At 73.0% G+C, this 23,495-nt stretch carries 20 protein-coding genes and 1 pseudogene; 17 read left to right on the top strand and 4 right to left on the bottom strand.

Annotated features, from left to right (window positions below; translation table 11 throughout):
- The first annotated feature begins 132 nt into the window (after positions 1-132).
- Together IG64_RS01060 and IG64_RS01055 are read left to right on the top strand one after the other, a co-directional pair.
- Positions 133-1,239, top strand: a complete 1,107-nt coding sequence (locus IG64_RS01060; RefSeq protein WP_107474118.1) for a sugar ABC transporter substrate-binding protein — start codon at positions 133-135, stop codon at positions 1,237-1,239.
- Between the two features lie 217 nt (positions 1,240-1,456).
- Positions 1,457-2,494 carry a helix-turn-helix domain-containing protein gene (locus IG64_RS01055; protein ID WP_037850805.1) on the top strand — a complete coding sequence of 346 codons (1,038 nt, stop codon included), beginning with the start codon at positions 1,457-1,459 and terminating at the stop codon, positions 2,492-2,494.
- A gap of 74 nt (positions 2,495-2,568) precedes the next feature.
- Here IG64_RS01055 and IG64_RS01050 read toward each other — a convergent pair whose 3' ends face one another.
- Positions 2,569-3,513 carry a hypothetical protein gene (locus IG64_RS01050; RefSeq protein WP_051812196.1) on the bottom strand — a complete coding sequence of 315 codons (945 nt, stop codon included), beginning with the start codon at positions 3,511-3,513 and terminating at the stop codon, positions 2,569-2,571.
- Between the two features lie 357 nt (positions 3,514-3,870).
- Here IG64_RS01050 and IG64_RS01045 point away from each other — a divergent pair, with 357 nt between their 5' ends.
- Entirely contained in the window at positions 3,871-4,206 is a 336-nt protein-coding gene (locus IG64_RS01045; protein WP_026252727.1) for a hypothetical protein, read from the top strand.
- 191 nt (positions 4,207-4,397) lie between these two features.
- Here the strand turns inward: IG64_RS01045 and IG64_RS01040 are convergent, their stop codons facing one another.
- A complete protein-coding gene (locus IG64_RS01040) occupies positions 4,398-4,817 on the bottom strand; it encodes a pyridoxamine 5'-phosphate oxidase family protein (protein WP_037850798.1) in 420 nt (139 codons plus the stop codon).
- 133 nt (positions 4,818-4,950) lie between these two features.
- Between IG64_RS01040 and clpB the strand changes: the two are divergent.
- Together clpB and IG64_RS42775 are read left to right on the top strand one after the other, a co-directional pair.
- Positions 4,951-7,437, top strand: a pseudogene (clpB, locus tag IG64_RS01035) (ATP-dependent chaperone ClpB); the annotation flags it as partial.
- Positions 7,417-8,754, top strand: a complete 1,338-nt coding sequence (locus IG64_RS42775; protein WP_267883392.1) for a YbjN domain-containing protein — start codon at positions 7,417-7,419, stop codon at positions 8,752-8,754. The pseudogene clpB and the gene IG64_RS42775, both read left to right, overlap by 21 nt.
- Before the next feature lie 21 nt (positions 8,755-8,775).
- Here the strand turns inward: IG64_RS42775 and IG64_RS01030 are convergent, their stop codons facing one another.
- Positions 8,776-9,957 carry a membrane protein gene (locus tag IG64_RS01030; RefSeq protein WP_037850795.1) on the bottom strand — a complete coding sequence of 394 codons (1,182 nt, stop codon included), beginning with the start codon at positions 9,955-9,957 and terminating at the stop codon, positions 8,776-8,778.
- An 88-nt stretch (positions 9,958-10,045) separates the two neighbouring features.
- Positions 10,046-11,233, bottom strand: a complete 1,188-nt coding sequence (locus tag IG64_RS01025) for a pyridoxal phosphate-dependent aminotransferase (RefSeq protein WP_037850792.1) — start codon at positions 11,231-11,233, stop codon at positions 10,046-10,048.
- Between the two features lie 152 nt (positions 11,234-11,385).
- Here IG64_RS01025 and IG64_RS01020 point away from each other — a divergent pair, with 152 nt between their 5' ends.
- From IG64_RS01020 to kynU, 12 genes are all read left to right on the top strand, one after another.
- Positions 11,386-11,706, top strand: coding sequence for a hypothetical protein (locus tag IG64_RS01020; protein WP_037850789.1), 321 nt, complete (start codon positions 11,386-11,388; stop codon positions 11,704-11,706).
- Between the two features lie 606 nt (positions 11,707-12,312).
- Positions 12,313-12,840 carry a DUF2617 family protein gene (locus IG64_RS01015; RefSeq protein WP_037850786.1) on the top strand — a complete coding sequence of 176 codons (528 nt, stop codon included), beginning with the start codon at positions 12,313-12,315 and terminating at the stop codon, positions 12,838-12,840.
- 89 nt (positions 12,841-12,929) lie between these two features.
- On the top strand, positions 12,930-14,600 hold the full coding sequence (locus IG64_RS01010) for a polyamine aminopropyltransferase (protein ID WP_037850784.1): 1,671 nt from the start codon (positions 12,930-12,932) through the stop codon (positions 14,598-14,600).
- A 366-nt stretch (positions 14,601-14,966) separates the two neighbouring features.
- The gene (locus IG64_RS01005) at positions 14,967-16,208 is read left to right on the top strand and encodes a sensor histidine kinase (RefSeq protein WP_037850782.1); all 1,242 of its coding nucleotides are present in this window, start codon (positions 14,967-14,969) and stop codon (positions 16,206-16,208) included.
- On the top strand, positions 16,205-16,882 hold the full coding sequence (locus tag IG64_RS01000) for a response regulator transcription factor (RefSeq protein WP_037850780.1): 678 nt from the start codon (positions 16,205-16,207) through the stop codon (positions 16,880-16,882). Before IG64_RS01005 ends, IG64_RS01000 begins: the two co-directional genes overlap by 4 nt.
- A 132-nt stretch (positions 16,883-17,014) precedes the next feature.
- Positions 17,015-18,037, top strand: a complete 1,023-nt coding sequence (locus IG64_RS00995) for an SRPBCC domain-containing protein (RefSeq protein ID WP_037850777.1) — start codon at positions 17,015-17,017, stop codon at positions 18,035-18,037.
- 94 nt (positions 18,038-18,131) lie between these two features.
- Positions 18,132-18,920, top strand: coding sequence for an aldose epimerase (locus IG64_RS00990; RefSeq protein ID WP_037850775.1), 789 nt, complete (start codon positions 18,132-18,134; stop codon positions 18,918-18,920).
- A gap of 10 nt (positions 18,921-18,930) precedes the next feature.
- On the top strand, positions 18,931-19,479 hold the full coding sequence (gene pyrE / locus IG64_RS00985) for an orotate phosphoribosyltransferase (RefSeq protein ID WP_037850772.1): 549 nt from the start codon (positions 18,931-18,933) through the stop codon (positions 19,477-19,479).
- Between the two features lie 163 nt (positions 19,480-19,642).
- Positions 19,643-20,674 (top strand): class II fructose-bisphosphate aldolase, encoded by a 1,032-nt coding sequence (fbaA, locus tag IG64_RS00980; RefSeq protein WP_037850770.1) that lies wholly within the window; start codon positions 19,643-19,645, stop codon positions 20,672-20,674.
- Positions 20,675-20,762: 88 nt separating this feature from the next.
- Positions 20,763-21,176, top strand: coding sequence for a DUF3151 domain-containing protein (locus IG64_RS00975; protein ID WP_037850768.1), 414 nt, complete (start codon positions 20,763-20,765; stop codon positions 21,174-21,176).
- A 146-nt stretch (positions 21,177-21,322) separates the two neighbouring features.
- A complete protein-coding gene (locus IG64_RS00970; protein WP_037850766.1) occupies positions 21,323-22,180 on the top strand; it encodes a tryptophan 2,3-dioxygenase family protein in 858 nt (285 codons plus the stop codon).
- Positions 22,173-23,387 (top strand): kynureninase, encoded by a 1,215-nt coding sequence (kynU, locus tag IG64_RS00965; RefSeq protein ID WP_037850763.1) that lies wholly within the window; start codon positions 22,173-22,175, stop codon positions 23,385-23,387. Before IG64_RS00970 ends, kynU begins: the two co-directional genes overlap by 8 nt.
- Positions 23,388-23,495 lie beyond the last annotated feature (108 nt).

Here is a 23,495-nt window from a genome sequence, read left to right as displayed (position 1 = left end):
AGCGGAGCGTGGTGTTGTCATCTCGTTAAGTGGTTCCGCTTGACGCCGGTAGGGGCTGACGCGTTGGCTTTTCAGGCACCTGGGCCGCAATGCTGCGCCCACGTCCGGAAGGCACCAGAAGTGAGCACCTCGATGCGTCGTATCGCCATGGCCGTGGCCGCCACCACGCTGACCTTCCCGCTGGCCGCCTGCGGGGCGCTCGGGGGGTCGGGGAGCAGCAGCAAGGCGAGCCCGACCAAGGGCAACGACCTGACGGTGGGTCTGCTCCTGCCGGAGACGGCGAACACGCGCTACGACCGGTTCGACGCGCCCGCCGTCAAGGACAAGGTCGCCGAACTGACCCGCCGCCAGGGCAGGGTCGAGTACGCCAACGCGGGCGCCAGCGCGAGCAGGCAGGCGAGTCAGATGGAGAAGATGATCGGCGACAAGGTCGACGTCATCCTGCTCGACGCCGTCGACGCGCACCGGATCGCCGTCCAGGTGAAGAAGGCCAAGGCGGCCGGCATTCCGGTCATCGCCTACGACCGGCTCGCCGAGGGCCCCATCGACGCGTACATCTCCTTCGACAACGAACTGGTCGGCGAGGTGCAGGGCCGTTCGCTGCTGGAGGCGCTGGGTTCGCAGGCGTCCAGCTCGGCCCAGGTCGTCATGATCAACGGCTCGCCGACCGACCCGAACGCCAGGCAGTTCAAGGCGGGCGCACTCGCCCAGCTGAACGGCAAGGTGACGATCGCCAGGTCCTACGACATCAAGGACTGGAAGGCGGAGATAGCCCGCAGCCAGATGGCCAAGGCGATCAGCGCGCTCGGCAAGAACGGCGTCGCCGCCGTCTACTCCGCCAACGACGGCATGGCGGGCGGGGCCATCGAGGCGCTGAAGGCGGCGGGTGTGACCAAGCTGCCGCCGGTCACCGGCCAGGACGCCGAACTCGCCGCCGTGCAGCGGATCGTGAGCGGTGACCAGTACATGAGCGTGTACAAGCCCTACCCGACCGAGGCCGAGAACGCCGCCGAGATGGCGGTCGCCAAGGTCCAGGGCAAGGACATCCAGTTCGACTCGCTCACCCGCGACAAGGTCGACAGCCCGACCACGAAGAACATCCCGTCGCAGATGGTCTCCGTCGTCGCGATGACCAGGAGCAACATCAAGGACACGGTCATCGCCGACGGCATCTACAAGGTGTCCGACATCTGCACGGCCAAGTACAGCGCCGACTGCGCGGAGGCCGGCCTCAAGTAGCCGGGGGGCCACGGCGGCCGGGGGTCCCCCGTACGGGTCGGGCCGAGGCCGTGAGGCTGCCGCCGGCTTGGCGCACAGGGCGGGGCAAGGGCCGTACATACCGGGCGGGAACAGTGTTTTCCGGTGTCCGGGCCGTCGGGAGCCGTGTTGCACAGCCGGTCCGGGCCGCGCATAGTTGCGCTGCGGAACCACGCGGAAACCGGGGGTGTGATGGGCCATGGCCGGGCACGGGGCGCAGGAGCATCCTCACGGCGCCGACCGACTGTGCGAAGCCGGGGATCGGGTGTATTCCCGGGCCGTACGGCGCGGTCGGGTGCCGCGCGGCGACGCCGATCCGGTGCCCTGTCTGCTTGAACTGGCCCTGCTGCACCCGGACCCCGACGACATGGACTTCCTGGTGCCCACCGCGCCGCAGGAGGTCATGACGCGTCTGCTGCGCGGGATGTACGACGAGGTCAGCGAGAGCCACCGGCGGGTGGGTTCGGCGGTGGCGGCCTTCGAGCGGTACGCGGGCCTGGGCCGCCAGGTGCGGGTGCCCGCCGCCGGCGCCGAGGGCAGCGCCATCCGGGTCCTGGACGGCCTGAACCGCATCCAGGCGGCGATGGACGAGGCGACCCAGGTGTGCACGCGGGAGGTGCTGACCGTGCAGCCCGGCGGGATCCGCCGCGAGCACGAGCTGTCGGAGGGGCTGCCCCGGGCGCTGGCGCTGCGCGCCCGCGGGGTGCGCATGCGCGACCTGTACACGCACGTGGCCCGGCACGGCCAGGGCCTGCTCAACTACATGGAGCTGATGGGCGACGCGGCCGAGGCGCGCACGCTGGACGAGGTGATCGACCGGCTGATCCTCTTCGACCGCACGGTGGCCTTCATCCCCGCCAACGCCGACCACACGATGGCGCTGGAACTGCGCCACCCGGCGCTCGTGGAGTACCTGGTGACGGTCTTCGAGCGGCAGTGGCGGCTGGCGATCCCGCTCACCGCGCCGCTGCCGGACACCGGCATCGAGGGCATCTCCCACCGCGAGCAGTCGATCGCGGCGCTGCTGGCCGAGGGCCACCAGGACGCGGTGATCGCCGAGCGGCTGGGCATCAGCGTGCGCACCTGCCGCGCGCACATCGCCCGGCTGTCGGAGACGCTGGGCGCGGCCAGCCGTACGCAGCTGGGGGTGCGGATCGCGCAGGCGGGGCTGGACGGGCCGCCGCGCAGGGGCGGTGTCCCCGCGGCTCCCGGCCGGGGAGCCGCGGCCGCCCGGTGAGCTGCCCGGCTCCGCCCGCGGGGCTCAGGGCGCCTGCCGGCGAGGGGCGGGGCTCCGGGTGGCGGTCCGCGGGTTCAGGGCTCCTGCTTGAGGATGCCGGACTGGGCGATGAGGTAGCCGAGCTGGGCGCGGCTGCCGCTGCCCAGGGCGGTGGCCAGCTTGGCGATGTGGGCGCGGCAGGTGCGGACGTTCATGCCGAGGCGGCGGGCTATGGCCTCGTCCACGTGCCCCTCGACGAGGAGTTTGGCGATGGAGTGCTGGATCTCGGTGATGCCGTCGGGCGCGGTCTCGTAGGGTGTGCCGGCGCTCAGCGGGACGGCGCGGCTCCACATGAACTCGAAGACCTTGATCAGGTAGCGGACCAGGCCGGGGTGGCGCAGTTCCAGCGCGACCTGCTGGTCGTCCCTGGTGGGGATGAAGGCGACCGTCTCGTCGCAGACGATGAGGCGCTCCACCAGTTCGTCGATGGAGCGGTACTCCACCTTCCCGTCGGCGAGATGGGCGGCGTAGGCGAGCTTCTCCTGGCTGTACCGTGCGGTGTGCTGGTACAGGGTGCGGATCCGGACGCCGCGCTCGATCAGCGGGCGGTCGCGTTCCAGGCCGCGCAGTACGCTGCGCTCGGAGACCCGGTCGCTGGGCTGGACGGTGAGCATCTCGGTACGGCACTGGGCCGTGGCGAGGTTGAGCGCGGTGTTGATCCGCTCGCCGCCCTCCAGGACGGTGATCGAGTCGCCGCCGGAGGTGGACTGGGCGCTCAGGGCCATGAACGGCTCAAAGATGTCTGCGAGGTCGGTGGCCGCCCGGCGGCGTTCGGTGATCTCCCGCTCGATGGGGTTGAGCCGCTGGGCGAGGGCGAGGGCGGGAGAGACGGGACGCAGCCAGTCCGGGTCGTCCGGATCGGGATGGAGCAGGGCGAACTCCATCAGACAGGGTGCCGGTTCCACCTCCGTGCGGGCGATACGTCCCGCACGCAGGGCCGCCGCGTACAGGCGGCTGCCGTCCCCGCACAGCTCGCTCATCGCATGGGGATGTGTCGGATTTATGTGATTCGTACTCAAATCTCCACCCCCCAGGGTCCTGAACATGCAGGAACATGATGCACCGATTGTGTGGCCATGACGTGCCCGAATGAGCCATCGTCGTACGTGACGGGGGAAAAGGGGACCTTCAAGTGAGGACGAAGCCGATTATGGGTAACAGACTGCTTCGCTCGGTGCTTGTCGCCGCCTTCTCCGCCGTTGTGGCCCTCGGCGCGCTGAGTGGCATCCACGGTGCGAAGAGTGATGTTCAGGCGAACAGCACCTGGCCGGCCGTGGCCGTGAACTCCACCACCTCGGGCAATGGCACCGCTGCGACAGATGGAGCCGGGAGTTGATGTGACCACACCACCCGACGACCGTTCCTTCCGCCGTGAAATGGCCACCGCCTACCGCTCCGGCTGGCACTTCATCGACCTGGTCACCGCCATCCCCCACAGTGGTGACTCGCTGATGGTGACCGTCTTCGGAGAGCCGGTCGTCGTGACGCGGGACGAGGACGGTGACGTACGGGCGTACCGGTGCCTGCGACGTCCTCGGGGGGCGCCGCAGCCCGTACGGTGTGCCATCCGATACGGAATGATCTTCGTGAACCTGGACCAGCGGGACCACCGGCAGGTGGCGCCGGAGCCCGCCGACATCAGGACCATCTCAGCCACCCCCCGCAGTGCCTGACGCGATTCCCCCGTCGTAACAGATCGCTCAGGTGCTTCCCCCCGCAGCGGCGTCACCGTGACCTGAACACGGTGACGCCGCTGCAGTTTCAGGTGGATTTCCACGGATACCACCCTGTTTCTGCTCTGGCTGGAAAAGGCCCTTGTCCACGCCCCGGCCACGACCGCGCCCCCCGCGCGCTCCGCCCGCGCTCAGCCGCGGCCCAGCGCCCGGGTCAGTTCGATCTCGATCACCACGCGCAGCGGGTTCTCCCGCGGGGCGCGCCGGTAGCGCTCGGTGTAGCGGCGCTCCGCCTCCGCGACCCGCTCCGGCTCCGTGCGGACGCGGGCGCGTCCCTCCAGCGTGGCCCACCGCCGGCCGTCCACCTGGCACACCGCCACGGGCATTCCCTCCTCGCCGGCCGCCAGCACGTTCTTCGCCTTGGTGCTCGTCCTGCTCGTGATCACCCGCGCCAGCCGCGCCTCGGGGTCGTAGGTCACGCCGACCGGTACGACGTGCGGGGTGCCGTCGGGGCGCAGGGTGGTCAGTGTGCACACGTGCCGCTCCCGCCAGAAGCTGAGGTACGGCGCGTCGGGAGCCCCCGGGTCGAGGGTGTATCTGGTGGTGGCCATGGCAAGAATGTAGGCGCCGAACGGCCTTGAGTGGAATAGACTCAACTTTGTGTACGTTGACTGAGTCAGTAGTGGGAGACGTGGCAGACCGCTGAGGCGAGGACCGCTGACGCCAAGGAGGAGAGAAGCGACCGTGGACGCCGAGCTGACCAACAGGAGCCGGGACGCCATTCAGGCGGCCGGCAACCGGGCCGTGACCGGGGGACACCCGGACCTGACCCCCGCCCACCTGCTCCTCGCGCTGCTCGAGGGCCAGGACAACGAGAACATCATCGACCTGCTGTCGGCCGTCGACGCCGACCAGGCGTCCGTCCGCGCGGGCGCCGAGCGTGTCCTCGCGTCGCTGCCGAGTGTGACCGGTTCCACCGTGGCGCCGCCGCAGCCCAATCGCGAGCTGCTGGCGGTGATCGCGGACGCCCAGAACCGCGCGAGGGAGCTGGGCGACGACTTCCTGTCCACCGAGCACCTGCTCGTCGGCATCGCCGCGAAGGGCGGCGCCGCCGGCGAGGTGCTGACCGGGCAGGGTGCGAGTGCGAAGAAGCTGCAAGAGGCGTTCCAGAAGGCGAGGGGAGGGCGCCGGGTGACCACACCCGACCCCGAGGGCCAGTACAAGGCCCTGGAGAAGTTCGGCACCGACTTCACGGCCGCGGCGCGTGAGGGCAAGCTGGACCCGGTCATCGGCCGGGACCAGGAGATCCGCCGTGTCGTGCAGGTGCTGTCACGGCGTACGAAGAACAACCCGGTCCTCATCGGTGAGCCCGGCGTCGGCAAGACCGCCGTCGTCGAGGGGCTCGCCCAGCGGATCGTCAAGGGTGACGTGCCCGAGTCCCTCAAGGACAAGCGGCTGGTCGCCCTGGACCTCGGGGCGATGGTCGCGGGCGCCAAGTACCGCGGCGAGTTCGAGGAGCGGCTGAAGACCGTCCTCGCCGAGATCAAGGACTCCGACGGGCAGATCATCACCTTCATCGACGAGCTGCACACCGTCGTCGGCGCGGGCGCCGGCGGCGACTCCGCCATGGACGCGGGCAACATGCTCAAGCCGATGCTGGCCCGCGGCGAGCTGCGCATGGTCGGCGCCACCACGCTCGACGAGTACCGCGAGCGGATCGAGAAGGACCCGGCGCTGGAGCGACGCTTCCAGCAGGTTTTGGTCGCCGAGCCCAGCGTCGAGGACTCCATCGCGATCCTGCGCGGACTCAAGGGCCGCTACGAGGCCCACCACAAGGTGCAGATCAACGACTCCGCGCTGGTGGCCGCCGCGACCCTGTCCGACCGCTACATCACCTCCCGCTTCCTGCCCGACAAGGCCATCGACCTCGTCGACGAGGCGGCCTCCCGGCTCCGCATGGAGATCGACTCCTCGCCCGTCGAGATCGACGAGCTCCAGCGCGCCGTCGACCGGCTGCGCATGGAGGAGCTGGCCCTGGACAAGGAGACCGACGCGGCCTCGCGCGAGCGGCTGGAGAAGCTGCGCCGCGACCTCGCCGACAAGGAGGAGGAACTGCGCGGCCTGACCGCCCGCTGGGAGAAGGAGAAGCAGTCCCTCAACCGGGTCGGTGAGCTGAAGGAGAAGCTGGACGACCTGCGCGGCCAGGCCGAGCGCGCCCAGCGCGACGGCGACTTCGACACCGCCTCCAAGCTGCTGTACGCCGAGATCCCGGAGCTGGAGAAGGAGCTGGAGGCCGCCTCGCGCGCCGAGGAGGAGGCCGCCAAGGACACCATGGTCAAGGAGGAGGTCGGCCCCGACGACATCGCCGACGTCGTCGCCTCCTGGACCGGCATCCCGGCCGGCCGCCTGCTGGAGGGCGAGACGCAGAAGCTGCTGCGCATGGAGGACGAGATCGGCAGGCGGCTGATCGGGCAGGGCGAGGCGGTGCGCGCCGTCTCGGACGCGGTGCGCCGCAGCCGCGCCGGCATCGCAGACCCGGACCGGCCCACCGGCTCCTTCCTCTTCCTCGGCCCCACCGGCGTCGGCAAGACCGAGCTGGCCAAGGCGCTCGCCGACTTCCTCTTCGACGACGAGCGGGCGATGGTCCGCATCGACATGTCCGAGTACAGCGAGAAGCACAGCGTGGCCCGGCTGGTCGGCGCCCCGCCCGGATACGTCGGCTACGAGGAGGGCGGCCAGCTCACCGAGGCGGTCCGCCGCCGCCCGTACAGCGTCGTCCTGCTGGACGAGGTGGAGAAGGCGCACCCGGAGGTCTTCGACATCCTGCTCCAGGTGCTGGACGACGGCCGCCTCACGGACGGCCAGGGACGCACGGTCGACTTCCGCAACGCCATCCTGGTGCTGACCTCGAACCTGGGCAGCCAGTTCCTGGTCGACCCCGTCACGAGCGAGGCGGAGAAGAAGGAACAGGTCCTGGAGGTGGTCCGGGCCTCCTTCAAGCCGGAGTTCCTCAACCGCCTGGACGACCTGGTGGTCTTCTCCGCGCTCACCAAGGACGAGCTGAGCCGGATCGCGAAGCTCGCCATCGACCGCCTGGCCAAGCGGCTCGCGGAGCGGCGCCTGACCCTGGACGTCACCCCGGAGGCATTGGCGTGGCTGGCCGAGGAGGGCATGGACCCGGCCTACGGGGCCCGGCCGCTGCGCCGTCTGGTGCAGACCGCCATCGGTGAGCCGGAAGGCCCTGGTAGCTCCGCTACAAGGGCCTTCCGGCGCCTTGCGATCGCACGCACCGGACGCCGCGAGCTGACCGGACTCCCCTTTTGTTCGCAACTCTCAGACGGTGAACGCCGTGAAGGTGACGAGGGCCTGGTCCGGGCCCTCGTACTTCACGGTGACCTGGACGGCCGACGCACCGAAACCCGGGTCGGTGCGGCCGGGGACGCGGCCGGCGTAGTTCCCGTCGCCCTCGGTGAGACCGAGGTCCAGGCAGATGTCCGCGGAGTCCGGGACGCAGGAGGGCGTCCCGGACGGCGGCGCGTCCGGATAGGCGGCGCCCAGCCAGCCGCGCACGTCCTCGCGGGGCATCCGGAAGCGGGCCTCGTACTCGGTGTCGAGCCACGCCCGTACCGTGCACCGGGCGTCGCGGGCGCCCGCCGGCAGCTTCGCCCCGCCGAACGCGAGGGCCTCCGCGCACACCGCCTTGCGGGGCCTGCCGGGCTCGTCCCCGGGCGCCCCGCCCGCCACCTGCGCGACGAGGACGCGCAGGGCGGCCACGGCCGCCGCCACCGGCACCGCGAAGACCGCCGCGACCGGCCACCACAGACGCCCCGGCGCCCCGCCCCGGCCCGCCGCCCCGCCTGCCCGCCGCGCCATTTCGGCCCCCGTTCCCCGTACGGTGTCACCCCGTGGGCCGGATCATGTCAGCCCACGGCTGACAGGCCCCGCCGGGGCTTGCCACCCCCCTCCCCGCATGGGGGAGGATGGCAGGATCCGTACGAAGGGAAAAACACGGTGAGCATCGACCCGTCCTCGATTCCGAACTTCGGGGGCCAGCCCGAGCCGCAGCCCCAAGGACCGGCGGGCCCCGTCGTCCCGGATCAGGATCTCGTGAAGCAGCTCCTGGACCAGATGGAACTCAAGCACCTCGTCGACGAGGAGGGTGACCTCGTCGCGCCGTGGGAGCAGTTCCGCACGTACTTCATGTTCCGCGGCGAGGACGACCAGCAGGTCTTCTCGGTGCGGACGTTCTACGACCGGCCGCACCAGATCGACGAGAAGCCGCAGCTCCTGGAGTCCATCGACGACTGGAACCGGCGCACCCTGTGGCCCAAGGTCTACACGCACACCCACGACGACGGCACCGTCCGCCTCATCGGCGAGGCGCAGATGCTGATCGGCATGGGCGTGAGCATCGAGCACTTCGTCTCCTCGACGGTCAGCTGGGTGCGGGCCGCCCTGGAGTTCGACCGCTGGCTCATCGAGCAGCTCGGCCTGGAGGGTGAGGTCGACGAGGCCGGCAAGCCGGAGGACGGCGACGGCGAGGCGTGAGCCCCGCGGCGTCCCGCCCGCCTACAGCGGCGTGTGTGTGACCGCGAGCAGGTACGCGCCGTAAGCGAACGAGAGCCCGGCCAGGGCGCAGGCCACCACGGCCGCGTGCCAGGGCCGGGCTCTCGCCGTGCGCACCAGCGCCCGCGCGAGCGGCAGCAGCAGCGGGAAGGCGGGCAGCAGGAAGCGCGGCTTGCACTGGAAGAAGCCCGCGCCGCCGCAGGCCAGGGCCAGGAGGACGCCGCTGTAGGCCACCAGCGGCAGCGGCGCGCGGTCCAGGACGAGCAGCGCGTACAGCAGCAGGCCCGCGGCCACGACGGTCAGCGCGCCGAAGAACAGGAACGCCTCCTTGTGCAGCAGGAGGTGCTTGACGAAGCGCAGGGCGCCCAGCCCGAAGTCGAAGCGGGAGCCCCACAGCCGCTGCAGCCGGAGGTACCCGCGCAGCGGGTCGCCGGTGCGGTGTCCCGCCCACAGCACGTAGCCGGTCCAGCCCAGCGGGGCGAGCGCGGCGCCCGTCCACAGCCTGTGGGAAACGTGGGCGCGGGCCCGCCCCGCCGCCACGGCCGCGGCGGCGAGCACGGCCACCGCGACGGCCACCCCGTTGGGCCGGGCCAGTCCGGCGAGCGCGGCGAGCGCGCCCGCCCGCACCCAGTGCCCGGCGAGCACCGCGTACAGCGCCCAGGCGGCGCACGCCGTGAGCACCGGTTCGCTGTATCCCATGGACAGCACGACCGAGTGCGGCAGCAGTCCCCACAGCACGGCGAGCGCGGTGCCGACGGCGCGGCCGTGCAGGTGCGCGCCCACCGCGTAGATCCCGCCGGCCGCCACCGCGGCGGCCGACCACGCCACGACCAGCCCCGCTGCGCCCCCGCTCACCGGGAGCAGCAGGTGCACGGCGCGGACGAGCGCGGGGTAGAGCGGGAAGAACGCCAGGTCGTCGTGGACGACACCGGGCCGGGGACGTTCGACGTAGCCGTAGCCGTGGGCGGCGATCCGCAGGTACCACAGGGAGTCCCAGGACCGCCCGAGCAGTGCGAGGGGATGCCTCCCGTGCGTCCACGCGACCCCGGCGGCCACCGCCACCCCGGCGGCGCGCACCGCGGCGAACAGAGCGGCTGCCGTGACGGCAGGGCGCAGCAGGACCTTCCGCGCGGCGCCCGGCTCGGCGACGGGCGGGGACGGTGGCAGAGCACTGACACTGGTCACATGGTCATATTGCGGGACGCATCACCCGTACCTCGTGATGACCCGTCCCCCCGGCGGAAGACACCGCCCTTCGGCCGTACCCGGGCGGTCAGGCCGCCAGGACGCGCAGGCGGTCGGCGGCCTCCAGGAGGAGTTCGTCCTTCTTGCAGAAGGCGAAACGGACCTGGGTGCGGCCCGCGTGGGGGTCGTCGTAGAAGACGGAGCTGGGGACGGCGACCACGCCGCAGCGTTCGGGCAGGGCGCGGCAGAAGGCGTAGGCGTCCTTCTCGCCGAAGGGGGAGATGTCGGTGGTGATGAAGTACGTGCCCTGGGGCTGGTGGACCTGGAACCCGGCGGCGCGCAGGCCGTCGCCGAGCAGGTCCCGCTTGCGGCGCAGGTCGGCGCGCAGGCCGTCGAAGTAGGAGTCCGGCAGCCGCAGCGCCTCGGCGATCGCGTACTGGAACGGGCCCGCGCTGACGTACGTGAGGAACTGCTTGGCGCTGCGCACGGCGGTGACGAGCGGGGCGGCGGCCGTGACCCAGCCGACCTTCCAGCCGGTGAACGAGAACGTCTTGCCGCTGGAGGAGATGGAGACGGTGCGCTCACGCATGCCGGGCAGGGCCGCGAGCGGATGGTGGGCGCCGTCGTAGACCAGGTGTTCGTACACCTCGTCGGTGACCACCAGCAGGTCGCGTTCGACGGCCAGTTCGGCGACGGCCGTCAGCTCCTCGCGGGTGAGGACCGTGCCGGTCGGGTTGTGCGGGGTGTTGATCAGCAGCAGCCGGGTGCGGTCCGTCACGGCGGCGCGCAGTTCGTCGAGGTCCAGCCGGAAGGCGCCCTCGTGCGGGCGCAGTGTCACCGGCACCCGGCGGCCGCCCGCCATCGCGATGCAGGCCGCGTAGGAGTCGTAGTACGGCTCCAGCGCGACCACCTCGTCCCCGGGCTCCAGCAGGGCCAGCAGCGTGGCCGCGATGGCCTCGGTGGCGCCCGCCGTGACCAGCACCTCCGTGTCCGGGTCCCAGTCGAGGCCGTAGCGCCGCACCTGGTGGTCGGCGACGGCCGCGCGCAGCTCGGGGACGCCCGGACCCGGCGGGTACTGGTTGCCCCGTCCCTCGCGCAGCGCCCGCACGGCGGCCTCGCGGATCTCCTCGGGACCGTCGGTGTCGGGGAAGCCCTGCCCCAGGTTGATGGATCCGGTCGAGACGGCCAGGGCGGACATCTCGGCGAAGATCGTCGTCCCGAACTCGGCGAGCCGGCGATTGAGGAACGGGCGTGCGCTGGAGGTCATGCCGGACATCCTGCGCTCAAGCTCTGGAGTTCCTCAAGTGCGCTTTGGCCGGTGCGGTGGCCGGGCATCTCCCGGTCACGCAGCGAACGAGACGCCCACGGGGGGCCGTTTCGGGGGACTTCCGGGGGCTGCCCCGGGGGGATCGGAAGGAGCGTGACGCCATGGTTTCCGCAGTTCTCATGGCGCTGGTCGTGCTGGCGGTGGCCGGCTGTCTGGTCTCGGCCGTGCGCGCGAAGCGCGGGGGCGGGGGCGGGGTCCGGCTGTCCAAGCGCCGGCGCGTGCGGTCGTACAGCGCGGGCGGCGGGGGCGCCGGCTGGTGGGCGTCGTCGGACGCGGGCCCGTCGGACAGCGGCTCGTCGGGGCACCACTCGGGGGGTCACCACTCCTGCGGGGGGCACTCGTGCGGCGGCCACTCGTCGTGCGGCGGTGGTTCCTCGTGCGGGGGCGGCTCGTCCTGCGGCGGCGGGTGCGGGGGCGGCTGACGGGGGCGGCCGACGGCGGTGGTCCAGGGGGCCGGTCGACGGCAGCGGCCGACGGCGGTGGTCCAGGGAGTGGAGGACGGTCGCCGGGGACGGCCGACGGCGATGCTCCAGGGGGACGGTCCCCGGGGGGCGGCGACGGCGATGGTCCGAAGAGGACGGTCCGCGGGGGACGGCCGACGGGGGCGGGCTGCCGGAGGGGGAGGGGGCTGAGCCGGGGGAGGCAGCTCAAGGCAGCCCAACTTCCGTCCGCCCGGCGGGCGTACGGCTTCCGCGGTGGCCGGCGCCTGCCGGGCGCACGGTTACCCGAGGCGCGATGCGCGCGCCTTTTGCGCGCCGTGGCGTACGCCGTGGTTGAACAGTTGAGCAGGTAGGCCCTCTGAGGGATGGAAACCCTCCGATGTTGGGTAAAAACGCTGTGGCGGCGCCGCCGTTCATGATTCGCTCTACCTCGCCGACGCAGCCCCCAGGACATCCCGCTCACACCTCTTCCGGACTGGTTCTGAACTGGGTTCCGAACCGGGGTGACCGGACCGTCCTCCCCATGCCGACCGGGGTGCGCCGGGGTCCCCAGCCCTTCTCTCTTCTGCGTGCTAGCGGAGCCGATCCATGCTCACCACCCTGAACACCTCCTACACCGACACGAGCGCGGCGGACCTCGCCTGGGCCCTGGGGCGTGAGCCGCTGCCCGCCCTGGCCGTGCTCGACCTCGAAATGGCCGGGGTGAACCTCCAGTTGAGACTGCTCGGCGCCTCCCACCAGGTCCTTCTGGAGGAGGAGCGGGGTGCCTGCTCGGAGACGGTCGCCTGCATCGCCGGATCCAGCACCCCGCTCCCCCTGGGCGTCGCCAAGCGGGTCGGCGACTGGGAGTACGAGTTCGCGGCGCGCGTCGAGGAACTCACGCCCGGCTCGTTCGCGGGCCGCGCCCAGGAGTTGCTCGCCCTCGTCGCCGACCACCCGCACGGTCTCGCCGGTGTCTTCCCGGGCAGCCCGCACGCCTTCACCGCGATGCTGGCGCAGCGCCAGGACGGTCAGGTGCACTGGCGCACCTGGCACGCCTACCCGCAGGACGGCCAGTTGGTGGCGACCCGCACCCGGGTCGGGGCGCGCAGGCCGGCCCCGGTCGCGGTCAACTGAACGCGCCCGGGCCCCGGCGCGGTGGCAACTGCCGTTTCCACACGTGTGGGTGACGCTGTGTGCCACACCCGTGACGTAACGTCGCAGTCGTGATCGAATCGCCCACCCCGGTCCCACCAGGCCCGGCTCCGCCCTGCCCGGTCCCGCCTTCCCCGGCGCACTCCTGGAGCCGCCCCGCGCGGCTGCCCGTCCGGCCGGGCACCGGCCGGTTCCTCGTCCTCGCGGGCGTCTTCGTCTGCGCGGCCTGCGGCCTGGTGTACGAACTCGAACTGGTCGCCCTGGCCTCGTACCTGATCGGCGACTCGGTCACCCAGGCGTCCGTCGTGCTCTCCGTCATGGTGTTCGCCATGGGCATCGGATCGCTCGCCGCGAAGCGGCTGCGCCGCCACGCCGCCATCGGCTTCGGCGCCATCGAGGCGACCCTCGCCCTCGTCGGCGGCCTGAGCGCCATGGCCCTGTACGCCGTCTTCGCCTGGACCGGTGCCTGGGGCGGCCCGTGGGCGAACGGCCCGCGCTGCCTGCTGGTCGCCTTCTCGCTCGCGATAGGGCTGCTGATCGGCGCCGAGGTGCCGCTGCTGATGGAGCTGATCCAGCGGATCCGCCGTCAGGACGCGGGCGGCGCGGTCGCCGACCTGTTCGCCGCGGACTACGTCGGCGCGCTCGTCGGCGGCCTCGCCTTCCCCTTCCTCCTGCTCCCGCTGCTGGGCCAGTTGACGGGCGCGCTGCTCACCGGCGCGGTCAACGTGGTGGCCGGCGGCGGCCTCGTCCTCGGGCTGTTCCGCCGCGACCTGACCCGGCGCGCCCGCTGGCTGCTGCTCCTCGTCAACCTCGCCGTGCTCGGTGTACTGGCGTCGGCCGCCGTCATGGTCGGCGACTTCGAACGGGCCGCCCGGCACGCGGTGTACGGCGGCGACGTGCGGGTGGCGCTGCGGACCGGCGTCCAGGAGGTCGTCCTCACCGGCGGCACCGGCGGTCGCCCGCTGGACCTGTTCCTCGACGGGCGGCTGCGGGTCAGCGGCCAGGACGAGCGCCGCTACCACGAGGCGCTCGTCCACCCGGCGATGGCCGGACGGCACGCCCGCGTGCTGGTCCTCGGCGGCGGCGACGGCCTCGCCGCCCGCGAGGTGCTGCGCCACCGAGGCGTCCAGCGGGTGGACGTCGTCGAACTCGACCCGGCGGTCGGCCGCCTCGCCCGCACCGACCCGGCGCTGTCCGCGCTGAACGGCCATGTGTACGCCGACCGGCGCGTCCACGTGGCCACGGGCGACGCCTTCGGCTGGCTGCGCCGGGCCCCCGCGTCGGCGTACGACGTCGTGATCGAGGACCTGCCCGATCCCGGCATCACCGCGAGCACCAAGCTGTACGCACGGGAGTTCTACGACCTGGCGCGGCGCGCCCTGGCGCCCGGCGGGCGGCTGGCGGTGCACGCGGGGCCGTTCTCCGCGCGCCCGCGCGTGTTCTGGACGGTGGAGGCGACGGTGCGCGCGGCCGGGCTGCGGACGGTGCCCTACCGGGTGAGCGGCCGCGAGTGCGGCTTCGCCGCGGGACCCGACCGGACCACCGGGGCGGCCCGCGCGCCCCGCGACTGGGGTTTCGTGCTGGCCTCGCGCACATCACCCGCCCTGACCCTGGACCCACGGGCCCCGCGCCCGCGCACCCTCACCACGGGCACCCTCGCGGCGGACGCGCGCGCCGCGTCCCGCGCCCGCGTCCCCGGGCTGGCACCCTCGACGCTCGTCCACCCGCGCTACGCGAACTGAGGCAGCAACGTTCCTGCGGCCCGTCCGTGGAAGAGGGAGGAAGAAGGAAGGGGAGGAGAGGAGAACGTGCGTGCTGGGCGGCCCGTCCCGCTCTCCCCCCGGGAGAGGGACGGGCCGCCGTACCCCCAAGCGTCCCCCCGTAGGGCGGCCCCGGCCGGCCCGGCACGTCCCCCGTTGCCGTCTCGCCGGTCCGGCCCCCCGTGCCGCCGTCGCCGCACGAACCTATGGGCACCCACGGGACGGCGGAATCCCGCGGCAGGTGGATCCGCCCGTCAACCTGTGCGGTACGCACCCGCCGGTCTACAACTTCCGCGGTACGGCGCAGGGGTGACGCGAGGGGCCGGGGGGGCGGACTAGGCTCCGCCGATGCGGATCCACCCCCGCGCGGTCGACGGCCTGACGGCCCTGGTGCCGACGGCCGTCGCGTGTCTGCTCGGCGCCGAGGCCGCCACACAGGGGTGGCCCCCGCTCGACCCCCTCGCCTGGACCCTCGTCGCCCTCGCGAACCTGCCGCTCGCCCTGCGCGGCCGGGCCCCCGTCGCCGTCCTCCTCCTCGTCCACCTGAGCTGGATCGTCTACGTCTCCCTCGGCCACTGGCCGGTGGTGGACTCGCCCGCCGCGATGGTCGCCCTCTACACGGTGGCCGCCACCCGGCCCGCCCGCACCACCGCCGCCTGCGCGGCCCTGCTGGGCGGGACGTGGATCTACGCGGGAGCGGTCAGCGGTGCCGAGACGATGCTGTCGGTCATCGGCCAGGCGATCGGCTACCCGCTCGTCCTGTGGTGGTTCGGCCACGGCGCCCGCAGGACCGCCGAGCTGACCGTGCAGCTCCGCGCCGAACAGGCCCGGCGGGCCCGGCGCGAGGTCGCCCTGGAACGGGTGCGCATCGCACGCGAGCTGCACGACGTCATCGCCCACCACATGGCCGTCATCAACATCCAGGCGGGCCTGGCCCGGTTCGTCTTCGACACCGACGCCCGCACGGCGCGCGAGGCGCTCACCGTGATCGGCTCCGCGGGCGGCGAGGCCCTGGCCGAACTCAGGCGCATGCTCGGCCTGCTGCGTGCGGACGGGCTGGACGAGACGGACGAGACGGACGACACGAACGGACCGGGCGCCCTCGACGGTCCCGGCGGTGCGGGCGGACCGGACGGTGCGCCGGCGGGCCGCGCCGCCACCGAGCCGGCGCCCGGGCTCGACCGGCTGGAGGAGATGGTGGAGCGGGTCAGAGCCGGCGGCGTCCCCGTCGAACTGCGGGTGCGCGGCACCGCGAGACCCCTCTCGCCCGGCGTGCAGCTGTGCGTCTACCGGGTGGTCCAGGAAGCCCTGACCAACGTGCTGAAGCACGCCCGTGGCGCGGACGCCGTCGTCGAACTCGTCTACCTTCCGGGCGAACTGGACGTATCGGTCACCGACGACGGAGCGGTTCCGGCCAGATTCCCCGGCTCCACGGGCCATGGCTTGATCGGCATGCGCGAGCGCGCCAAGCTCTACGGGGGGACGATCGTCGTCGGCCCGCGACGCGAGGGGGGATTCGGCGTGCATCTGACCCTTCCGGCGCCGGCGCAGGACCAGGCCGCACGCCGGGGAGACGCCGTCTCGGAATGATCGACGTGCTGGTGGTGGACGATCAGTTCCTCGTGCGGAGCGGACTGGCCGCGCTGCTGCGCGCCGCCCCCGGAATGCGGGTGGTCGGGGAGGCCGCCGACGGGGCGGAGGCGGTGGCCCTGACCGCGAGCACCCGGCCGGACGTGATCCTCATGGACATCCGCATGCCCGGGATGACGGGCATCGAGGCGACCCGGCAGATCCTCGCCGAGGCCCCGGATCCCGCGCCGCGCATCCTGATCCTCACCACCTTCGACCTCGACGAGTACGTGTACGGGGCCCTGCGGGCCGGCGCGGCGGGTTTCCTGCTCAAGGACGCGGGCCCGGAGCGCCTGCTGGCGGCGGTGAACGCGGTGCACGGCGGTGACTCCCTGTTCGCACCCGTGGTCACCCGGCGGCTGGTCGAGGCGTTCACCGAGCGGCCGGACACCCCGGCCGCGCCCGCGGACTCCCCGGCCGCGCTGGGCGCGCTGACCTCCCGCGAGGTCGAGGTCCTCCGTCTGGTCGCCCGCGGCCTGACCAACGCCGAGGCCGCCGACCGCCTCTTCATCAGCGAGGCCACGGTCAAGACCCACCTCAACCGCACGATGACCAAGCTCAGCCTGGCCAGCCGCGCCCAGGCGGTGGTCCTGGCCTACGAGACGGGGCTGGTCCGCCCGGGAGGCGAGAGCTGACCGGGACGGAGGAGACCCACGGGAGGCGAGAGCCGGCGGGGGCGCGGGACGTCCGGGGGAGGCGGGAGCCGGCGGGGGCGGGAGACGCCCGGGGAGGGTAATCCGGCGCGCTACTGGGTAGTCTCGGCTGACATGGAGCACGAGGTGTTCGTTCCGGTTCCGGCCCGGCGGCTGCGGGCGGCGCTCGCCGACCCCGCGCAGGTGGCCCGGGCGGTCCCCGGGCTCCAGCAGGAGGCGGGTGCCGATCCCGTCGCCGGACGCCTGAAGATCCGCGTCGGCAGCCACTCCATCACCTACCGCGGCGCCCTGCGCGTCCTGGCCCGCGACGACGGCGGGTACGCCGTCGAGGGCGAGGCGGCCGAGTCCCGCGGCACCGGCTCGGTGAAACTCGCGCTCACCCTCCGCCTGCGGGACACCGACGAGGGCGCGGCCCTCACCTTCGGCGGCACCGCCTCGGCCGGCGGCCGGGTCGCCGAGCTGGACCCGCAGGCCGTACGGACCGCGGTGACGCGGCTGCTGAACCGCTTCGCGGAGAACCTGGCGGCCGGCGCCGCCGAGACCGCCCAGTCGCTCGCCACGGAGGACTTCGCCCCCCTGGCGTCGGGTGATTTCGAGGCCGCGCCCGACGCGGACGACACCCCGGCCCCGCCGCCCGGCCCCGCCGAGGCCCCGGCCGTCCCTCCCACCGACGACGCCCCGCCCTCCGCCCCGGGCGAGCAGCGCCCCGCCGACCCGTCCGAGCACGTCTCGGTCTTCGACACCGAGATCCCGCCCTCCTCCCTCGATCCGCTCGCCGACGACGACGCGGACGAGAAGGCGGCCGGGAACGCGGCCGGGGAAGGCGGGACCGGAACCACGGGCCTCCCGGCCGAGCCCGCCGACCTGCCCGCCGAACCAGCCGACCTGCCCGCCGAGCCCGCCGACGTGCCCGCCGAGCCCGCCGACCCGCCGGCCGAGGCCGCGCACGCCCGGCGGACGATGATCGGCCGCAGCGCGGAGGAGGTCGACCACGCGCCGCCCCGCGGCCGCTACGCCCCCGTGCCCGCCCCGCTCACCGTCTCCGCGGGGCCCACGCTGCGCTGGGCGGCCCCCGCCGCCGCACTGGTCGTGGCGTCGGCGATCGTCGTGGGCCGGGCCCTGCGCCGCCGCCGCTGAGCGCGCCCGCGCTCCCCACGACCGCGGGACGACCTGGGGCGGAGCACGGCCCGGGAAGGGCTCGCCCCCTTGATCGGCCCAGTAGCCTCGTTCCGTGAGCGACGAAGACATCACGCTGACCGCGGGCGACGCGGAAGCGACCGTACGGCCGGGCCACGGCGGCCGCATCGGGGGACTGCGGGTGGGCGGGCTCGAACTGCTCCGCCAGGGTGACCGGTTCGGCTGTTTCCCGATGGTCCCCTGGTGCGGCCGGATCCGCGAGGGCAGGTTCCGTGACGGCGCCGCGGTCCACCAGATGCCGCTCAACTCCCCGCCGCACGCCATCCACGGCACCGCCCGCGACGGCGCCTGGCGCACCGCCCGCACCTCGGCGGGCGAGGCCGTGATGACGTACGACCTCGTCGACCCCTGGCCCTACCCCGGCCGGGTCACCCAGGTGGTCGCCCTGACCGAGGACGCCCTGACGCTGTCGATGTCCGTGGAGACGTACGACTCCTCCTTCCCGGCGCAGATCGGCTGGCACCCCTGGTTCCACCGCAACCTGGGCGGGCAGGACGTGCGGCTCGCGTTCGAGCCCGGCTGGCAGGAGGAGCGCGGCGACGACCACCTGCCCACCGGCCGCCGCGTCGACCCGCGCCCGGGACCCTGGGACGACTGCTTCGGCATGCCGGGCGGCGTCGACGTCACCCTCACCTGGCCGGGGCAGCTGGAGCTGAAGGTGACCAGCCCCGAGGAGTGGGTCGTCGTCTACGACGAGCAGGAGAGCGCGGTGTGCGTGGAGCCGCAGACCGGGCCGCCCGACGGCCTCAACACCCACCCGCGCCTGGTCACGCCGCTGGAACCGCTGGAGGCCACGACCACCTGGACCTGGCGCCGCCCTTAAGCTGACTGCCATGAGCGACGTTCGCGGCGAGCTGCTGCAGCAGATCAAGGACAAGGCCGTGGTGCACGGCAAGGTGACCCTGTCGTCGGGCAAGGAAGCCGACTACTACGTCGACCTCCGCCGCATCACCCTCGACGGTGTGGCCGCCCCGCTGGTCGGTCAGGTCATGCTCGACCTGACCGCGGACCTGGACTACGAGGCGGTCGGCGGCCTCACCCTGGGCGCCGACCCGGTGGCCACCGCGATGCTGCACGCGTCCGCCGCGCGCGGGAAGACGCTCGACGCGTTCGTGGTGCGCAAGGCGGGCAAGGCGCACGGTCTGCAGCGCCGTGTCGAGGGCACCGAGGTCGCGGGCCGCCGGGTGCTCGCCGTCGAGGACACCTCCACCACCGGCGGCTCGGTGCTGACCGCCGTGGAGGCGCTGCGGGAGGCCGGCGCGGAGGTCGTCGCGGTCGCCACGATCGTCGACCGGGCCACGGGCGCGGCCGAGGCGATCGCCGAGCGGGCGGGCGTGCCGTACGTGTTCGCGTACTCGAAGGACGACCTGGGACTGGACTGATCCGGGGCGGGGTGCGGGCCGCGCGACCCGGTCATCCACAGGCTGGACAGGGTGTCCGAAGCATCGGGCTCCGTCTGCGAAGATGGGGCCGACGATGACGTCACTCCCTAGGTCAGGGCCGTAAGCACGCAGAACGCACCCCGCACATACAAGGAGCGGACAGATGCCCATCGCAACCCCCGAGGTCTACAACGAGATGCTCGACCGGGCGAAGGCAGGCAAGTTCGCCTACCCGGCCATCAACGTGACGTCCTCGCAGACCCTGAACGCGGCGCTGCGCGGCTTCGCCGAGGCGGAGAGCGACGGCATCGTCCAGATCTCCACGGGTGGTGCCGAGTTCCTCGGCGGCCAGTACAGCAAGGACATGGTCACCGGTGCCGTGGCCCTGGCCGAGTACGCGCACATCATCGCCGAGAAGTACCCGGTCAACATCGCGCTGCACACCGACCACTGCCCCAAGGACAAGCTCGACGGGTACGTGCGCCCGCTGCTCGCGCTCTCCAGGAAGCGCGTCGAGGCCGGCCTGAACCCGCTGTTCCAGTCCCACATGTGGGACGGCTCCGCGGAGACCCTCGCCGACAACCTCCGGATCGCGCAGGAGCTGCTGGAGCAGGCCCGCGCCGCCAAGATCGTCCTCGAGGTCGAGATCACCCCGACCGGCGGCGAGGAGGACGGCGTCTCCCACGAGATCAACGACTCCCTGTACACCACCGTCGAGGACGCGATCCGCACCGCCGAGGCGCTGGGCCTGGGCGACAAGGGCCGCTACCTGCTGGCCGCCTCCTTCGGCAACGTGCACGGCGTGTACAAGCCGGGCAACGTCGTCCTCCGCCCCGACCTGCTGAAGGACCTCAACGAGGGCGTCGCGGAGAAGTACGGCCGCCCGGCCGGCAGCCAGCCGTTCGACTTCGTCTTCCACGGCGGCTCCGGCTCCACGGAGGAGGAGATCCGCACCGCCCTGGAGAACGGGGTGGTCAAGATGAACATCGACACCGACACGCAGTACGCCTTCACGCGTCCGGTCGTCGACCACATGTTCAAGAACTACGACGGTGTCCTGAAGGTCGACGGCGAGGTCGGCTCCAAGAAGACCTACGACCCGCGCACCTGGGGCAAGCTGGCCGAGGCCGGCATGGCCGCGCGCGTGGTGGAGGCCTGCGGCAACCTGCGCTCGACGGGCACCAGGATCAAGTAGCGGCCGCGGACGCACGAGGGCCCGGCATCCCGCCCAGGGGTGCCGGGCCCTCGCACGTCCGCTCCCGGCATGGCGCAGACTGGTGCCCATGGCCATTCACGAGAACCTCCTCGGGGGACCGCCCCCGACCCACCTGCCCGACGACCCGGGGCCGCGCGAGCTGCTGGCCGGCGGCGCCTCCGCCACCGACGTCGCCGCGAAGTACCCGGCGTCCTCGCTGGCCTGGGCCCTGCTGGCCGACGAGGCGTACGAGCGGGGCGGCGTCGTGGAGTCGTACGCCTACGCCCGTACGGGCTACCACCGCGGTCTGGACGCCCTGCGCCGCAGCGGCTGGAAGGGCCACGGCCCGGTGCCCTGGGAGCACGAGCCCAACCGCGGCTTCCTGCGCGCCCTGCACGCCCTCGCCCGCGCCGCCCGCGCGATCGGCGAGAAGGAGGAGTACGAGCGCTGCTCGGAGTTCCTGAAGGACTCCTCGCCGACGGCGGCCGAGGTGCTGGGCTGATCCGTGGCACGTCCTGGCCCGTCTGTCGTGCGCAGGCGGGCCTTGCGGTTTCCTGGGAACATTGCGGAGGATGCCGTCGGGGACCGGGGCCCCGTGCCGGTAACGGCAGGGCGGACCGCTACCCGGAGTACATGCAGGAGACAGCGATGTCCCACCAGGCTCAACGGACGCCCAGTCCCGCCGAGGCAGCTGAGCCCGAGACCCCGCATCTCGACTTCGAAGGCACGACACCGTACGAGGACTACGTCAAGGCGGACGTGCTCACCCACCTCCAGCACACCCTCTCCGACGACCCCGGAGAGATGGTCTTCCTGGTCACCACCCAGGTCATGGAGCTGTGGTTCACCGTCATCGTCCACGAGTGGGAGACGGCGGCCCGTGCGCTGCGCGCCGACGACGTCCCCACCGCCAGGGCCGCGCTCAAGCGGTCCGTCCGGGAGCTGGAGGCGCTGAACGCCTCCTGGAAGCCGCTCGGGCAGCTCACGCCCGCCCAGTTCAACAGCTACCGGGGCGCCCTCGGCGAGGGCTCCGGCTTCCAGTCGGCGATGTACCGCCGCATGGAGTTCCTGCTCGGTGAGAAGTCAGCGTCGATGCTCGTCCCGCACCGCGGCGCGCCCCGCGTCCACGCCGAACTGGAGAAGGCGCTGCACGAGCCGAGCCTCTACGACGAGGTCCTGCGGCTGCTGGCCCGGCGCGGGCACCCCGTCCCGGACACCGTCCTGCGGCGCGACGTGTCGCTGCGCCACGAGCCCTCGCGGGAGGTGGAGGCCGTCTGGACGGCGCTGTACGAGGGCGACCCGGACGACGAACTCGCCCGGCTCGGCGAGGCGCTGACGGACGTGGCCGAGCTGGTGTGGCGATGGCGCAACGACCACCTGGTCGCGACCCGGCGCGCGATGGGCGCCAAGTCCGGCACGGGCGGCTCCGCCGGTGTGGCCTGGCTGGAGAAGCGGGCGCAGAAGAACGTGTTCCCCGAGCTGTGGACGGCGCGGTCGCATGTCTGAACTCCTGAGCAGGGCGGAGGCGCTGGACGCCGCCGACGAGCTGGGCGCGCTGCGCGACCGGTTCGTCCTGGACGAGGTGGTCTACCTCGACGGGAACTCGCTGGGCGCGCTCCCGGCGCACGTTCCGGACCGGGTCGCGGACGTGGTGCGCCGCCAGTGGGGTGAGCTGCGCATCCGCTCCTGGGACGAGAGCGGCTGGTGGACCGCGCCCGAACGGATCGGCGACCGGATCGCCCCGCTGGTCGGCGCGGCGCCCGGGCAGATCGTGGTGGGCGACTCGACCAGCGTCAACGTCTTCAAGGCGCTGGTGGCGGCGGTGCGGATGGCCCGTGAGGCGGGCGGTGCGCCGGCCGGTGGCCCGCGCGAGGAGATCCTCGTCGACGCGACGACCTTCCCCACGGACGGGTACATCGCGGCCTCCGCCGCCCGGATGACCGGCTGCACCCTGCGCCCGGTCGCGCCCGGGGACGTGCCCGCAGCGCTGTCCGGGCGCACCGCCGCGGTGCTGCTCAACCACGTCGACTACCGCACCGGCCGCCTGCACGACCTGCCGTACCTGACGGCGGCGGTGCACGCGGCGGGGGCGTACGCCGTGTGGGACCTGTGCCACAGCGCGGGCGCCCTGCCGGTCGGGCTGGACGAGCACGGCGTCGGCCTGGCGGTCGGCTGCACGTACAAGTACCTCAACGGAGGCCCGGGGTCACCGGCGTTCCTGTACGTCCGCCGAGACCTTCAGGACCGTTTCGACTCCCCGCTGCCCGGCTGGAACTCGCACGCCGAGCCCTTCGGGATGCGCCCGGAGTACGAGCCGGCGCGCGGCGCGCTGCGGGGCCGGGTCGGCACTCCGGACATCCTGTCCCTGCTCGCCCTGGAGGCGTCCCTGGAGGTCTGGGACGGAGTGCCGATCGAGGCGGTGCGGGCCAAGTCGCTGACGCTGACGGACTTCTTCCTGGAGTGCGTCGCCGCGTACGTGCCCGCAGGACGCGTGGAATCGGTGACTCCGGCGGCGCACGGGCAGCGGGGCAGCCAGGTGGCCCTGCGGTGCGCCGACGCCGGGACCGTGATGAAGCGGCTGATCGAACGCGGTGTGGTGGGCGACTTCCGCCACCCCGACGTCCTGCGCTTCGGCTTCACACCGCTCTACGTCGGGTTCGGTGACGCGGAACGGGCGGCGCGGGTGCTGGCGGCGGTGCTGGGCGAGGTGTAGACGGCCGGTGCGGCCCGGGGCGGGGCGTGCCGGTGCCTGCGCCCCCGGGCTCGGGGGCCGCCGGGTCCCCGGGCCGCCGTGCCCCCGGGTGCTGCGGCCGGGGTGTCG

It is taken from the genome of Streptomyces sp. NRRL S-340 (genome assembly GCF_000720185.1).
Taxonomy (GTDB): domain Bacteria; phylum Actinomycetota; class Actinomycetes; order Streptomycetales; family Streptomycetaceae; genus Streptomyces.
The sequence above is the reverse complement of the archived record's forward strand: the minus strand, read 5'-3'. Positions and strand labels throughout refer to the sequence as shown.

Bases quoted from the DNA above. Each gene is read 5' to 3' on its own strand.
- IG64_RS01060 (WP_107474118.1), top strand. From the start codon at position 133: ATGCGTCGTATCGCCATGGCCGTGGCCGCCACCACGCTGACCTTCCCG.
- IG64_RS01055 (WP_037850805.1), top strand. From the start codon at position 1,457: ATGGCCGGGCACGGGGCGCAGGAGCATCCTCACGGCGCCGACCGACTG.
- IG64_RS01050 (WP_051812196.1), bottom strand. From the start codon at position 3,513: ATGAGCGAGCTGTGCGGGGACGGCAGCCGCCTGTACGCGGCGGCCCTG.
- IG64_RS01040 (WP_037850798.1), bottom strand. From the start codon at position 4,817: ATGGCCACCACCAGATACACCCTCGACCCGGGGGCTCCCGACGCGCCG.
- IG64_RS01025 (WP_037850792.1), bottom strand. From the start codon at position 11,233: ATGTCCGGCATGACCTCCAGCGCACGCCCGTTCCTCAATCGCCGGCTC.
- IG64_RS01020 (WP_037850789.1), top strand. From the start codon at position 11,386: ATGGTTTCCGCAGTTCTCATGGCGCTGGTCGTGCTGGCGGTGGCCGGC.
- IG64_RS01015 (WP_037850786.1), top strand. From the start codon at position 12,313: ATGCTCACCACCCTGAACACCTCCTACACCGACACGAGCGCGGCGGAC.
- IG64_RS01005 (WP_037850782.1), top strand. From the start codon at position 14,967: ATGCGGATCCACCCCCGCGCGGTCGACGGCCTGACGGCCCTGGTGCCG.
- IG64_RS01000 (WP_037850780.1), top strand. From the start codon at position 16,205: ATGATCGACGTGCTGGTGGTGGACGATCAGTTCCTCGTGCGGAGCGGA.
- IG64_RS00995 (WP_037850777.1), top strand. From the start codon at position 17,015: ATGGAGCACGAGGTGTTCGTTCCGGTTCCGGCCCGGCGGCTGCGGGCG.
- pyrE (WP_037850772.1), top strand. From the start codon at position 18,931: ATGAGCGACGTTCGCGGCGAGCTGCTGCAGCAGATCAAGGACAAGGCC.
- fbaA (WP_037850770.1), top strand. From the start codon at position 19,643: ATGCCCATCGCAACCCCCGAGGTCTACAACGAGATGCTCGACCGGGCG.
- IG64_RS00975 (WP_037850768.1), top strand. From the start codon at position 20,763: ATGGCCATTCACGAGAACCTCCTCGGGGGACCGCCCCCGACCCACCTG.
- IG64_RS00970 (WP_037850766.1), top strand. From the start codon at position 21,323: ATGTCCCACCAGGCTCAACGGACGCCCAGTCCCGCCGAGGCAGCTGAG.
- kynU (WP_037850763.1), top strand. From the start codon at position 22,173: ATGTCTGAACTCCTGAGCAGGGCGGAGGCGCTGGACGCCGCCGACGAG.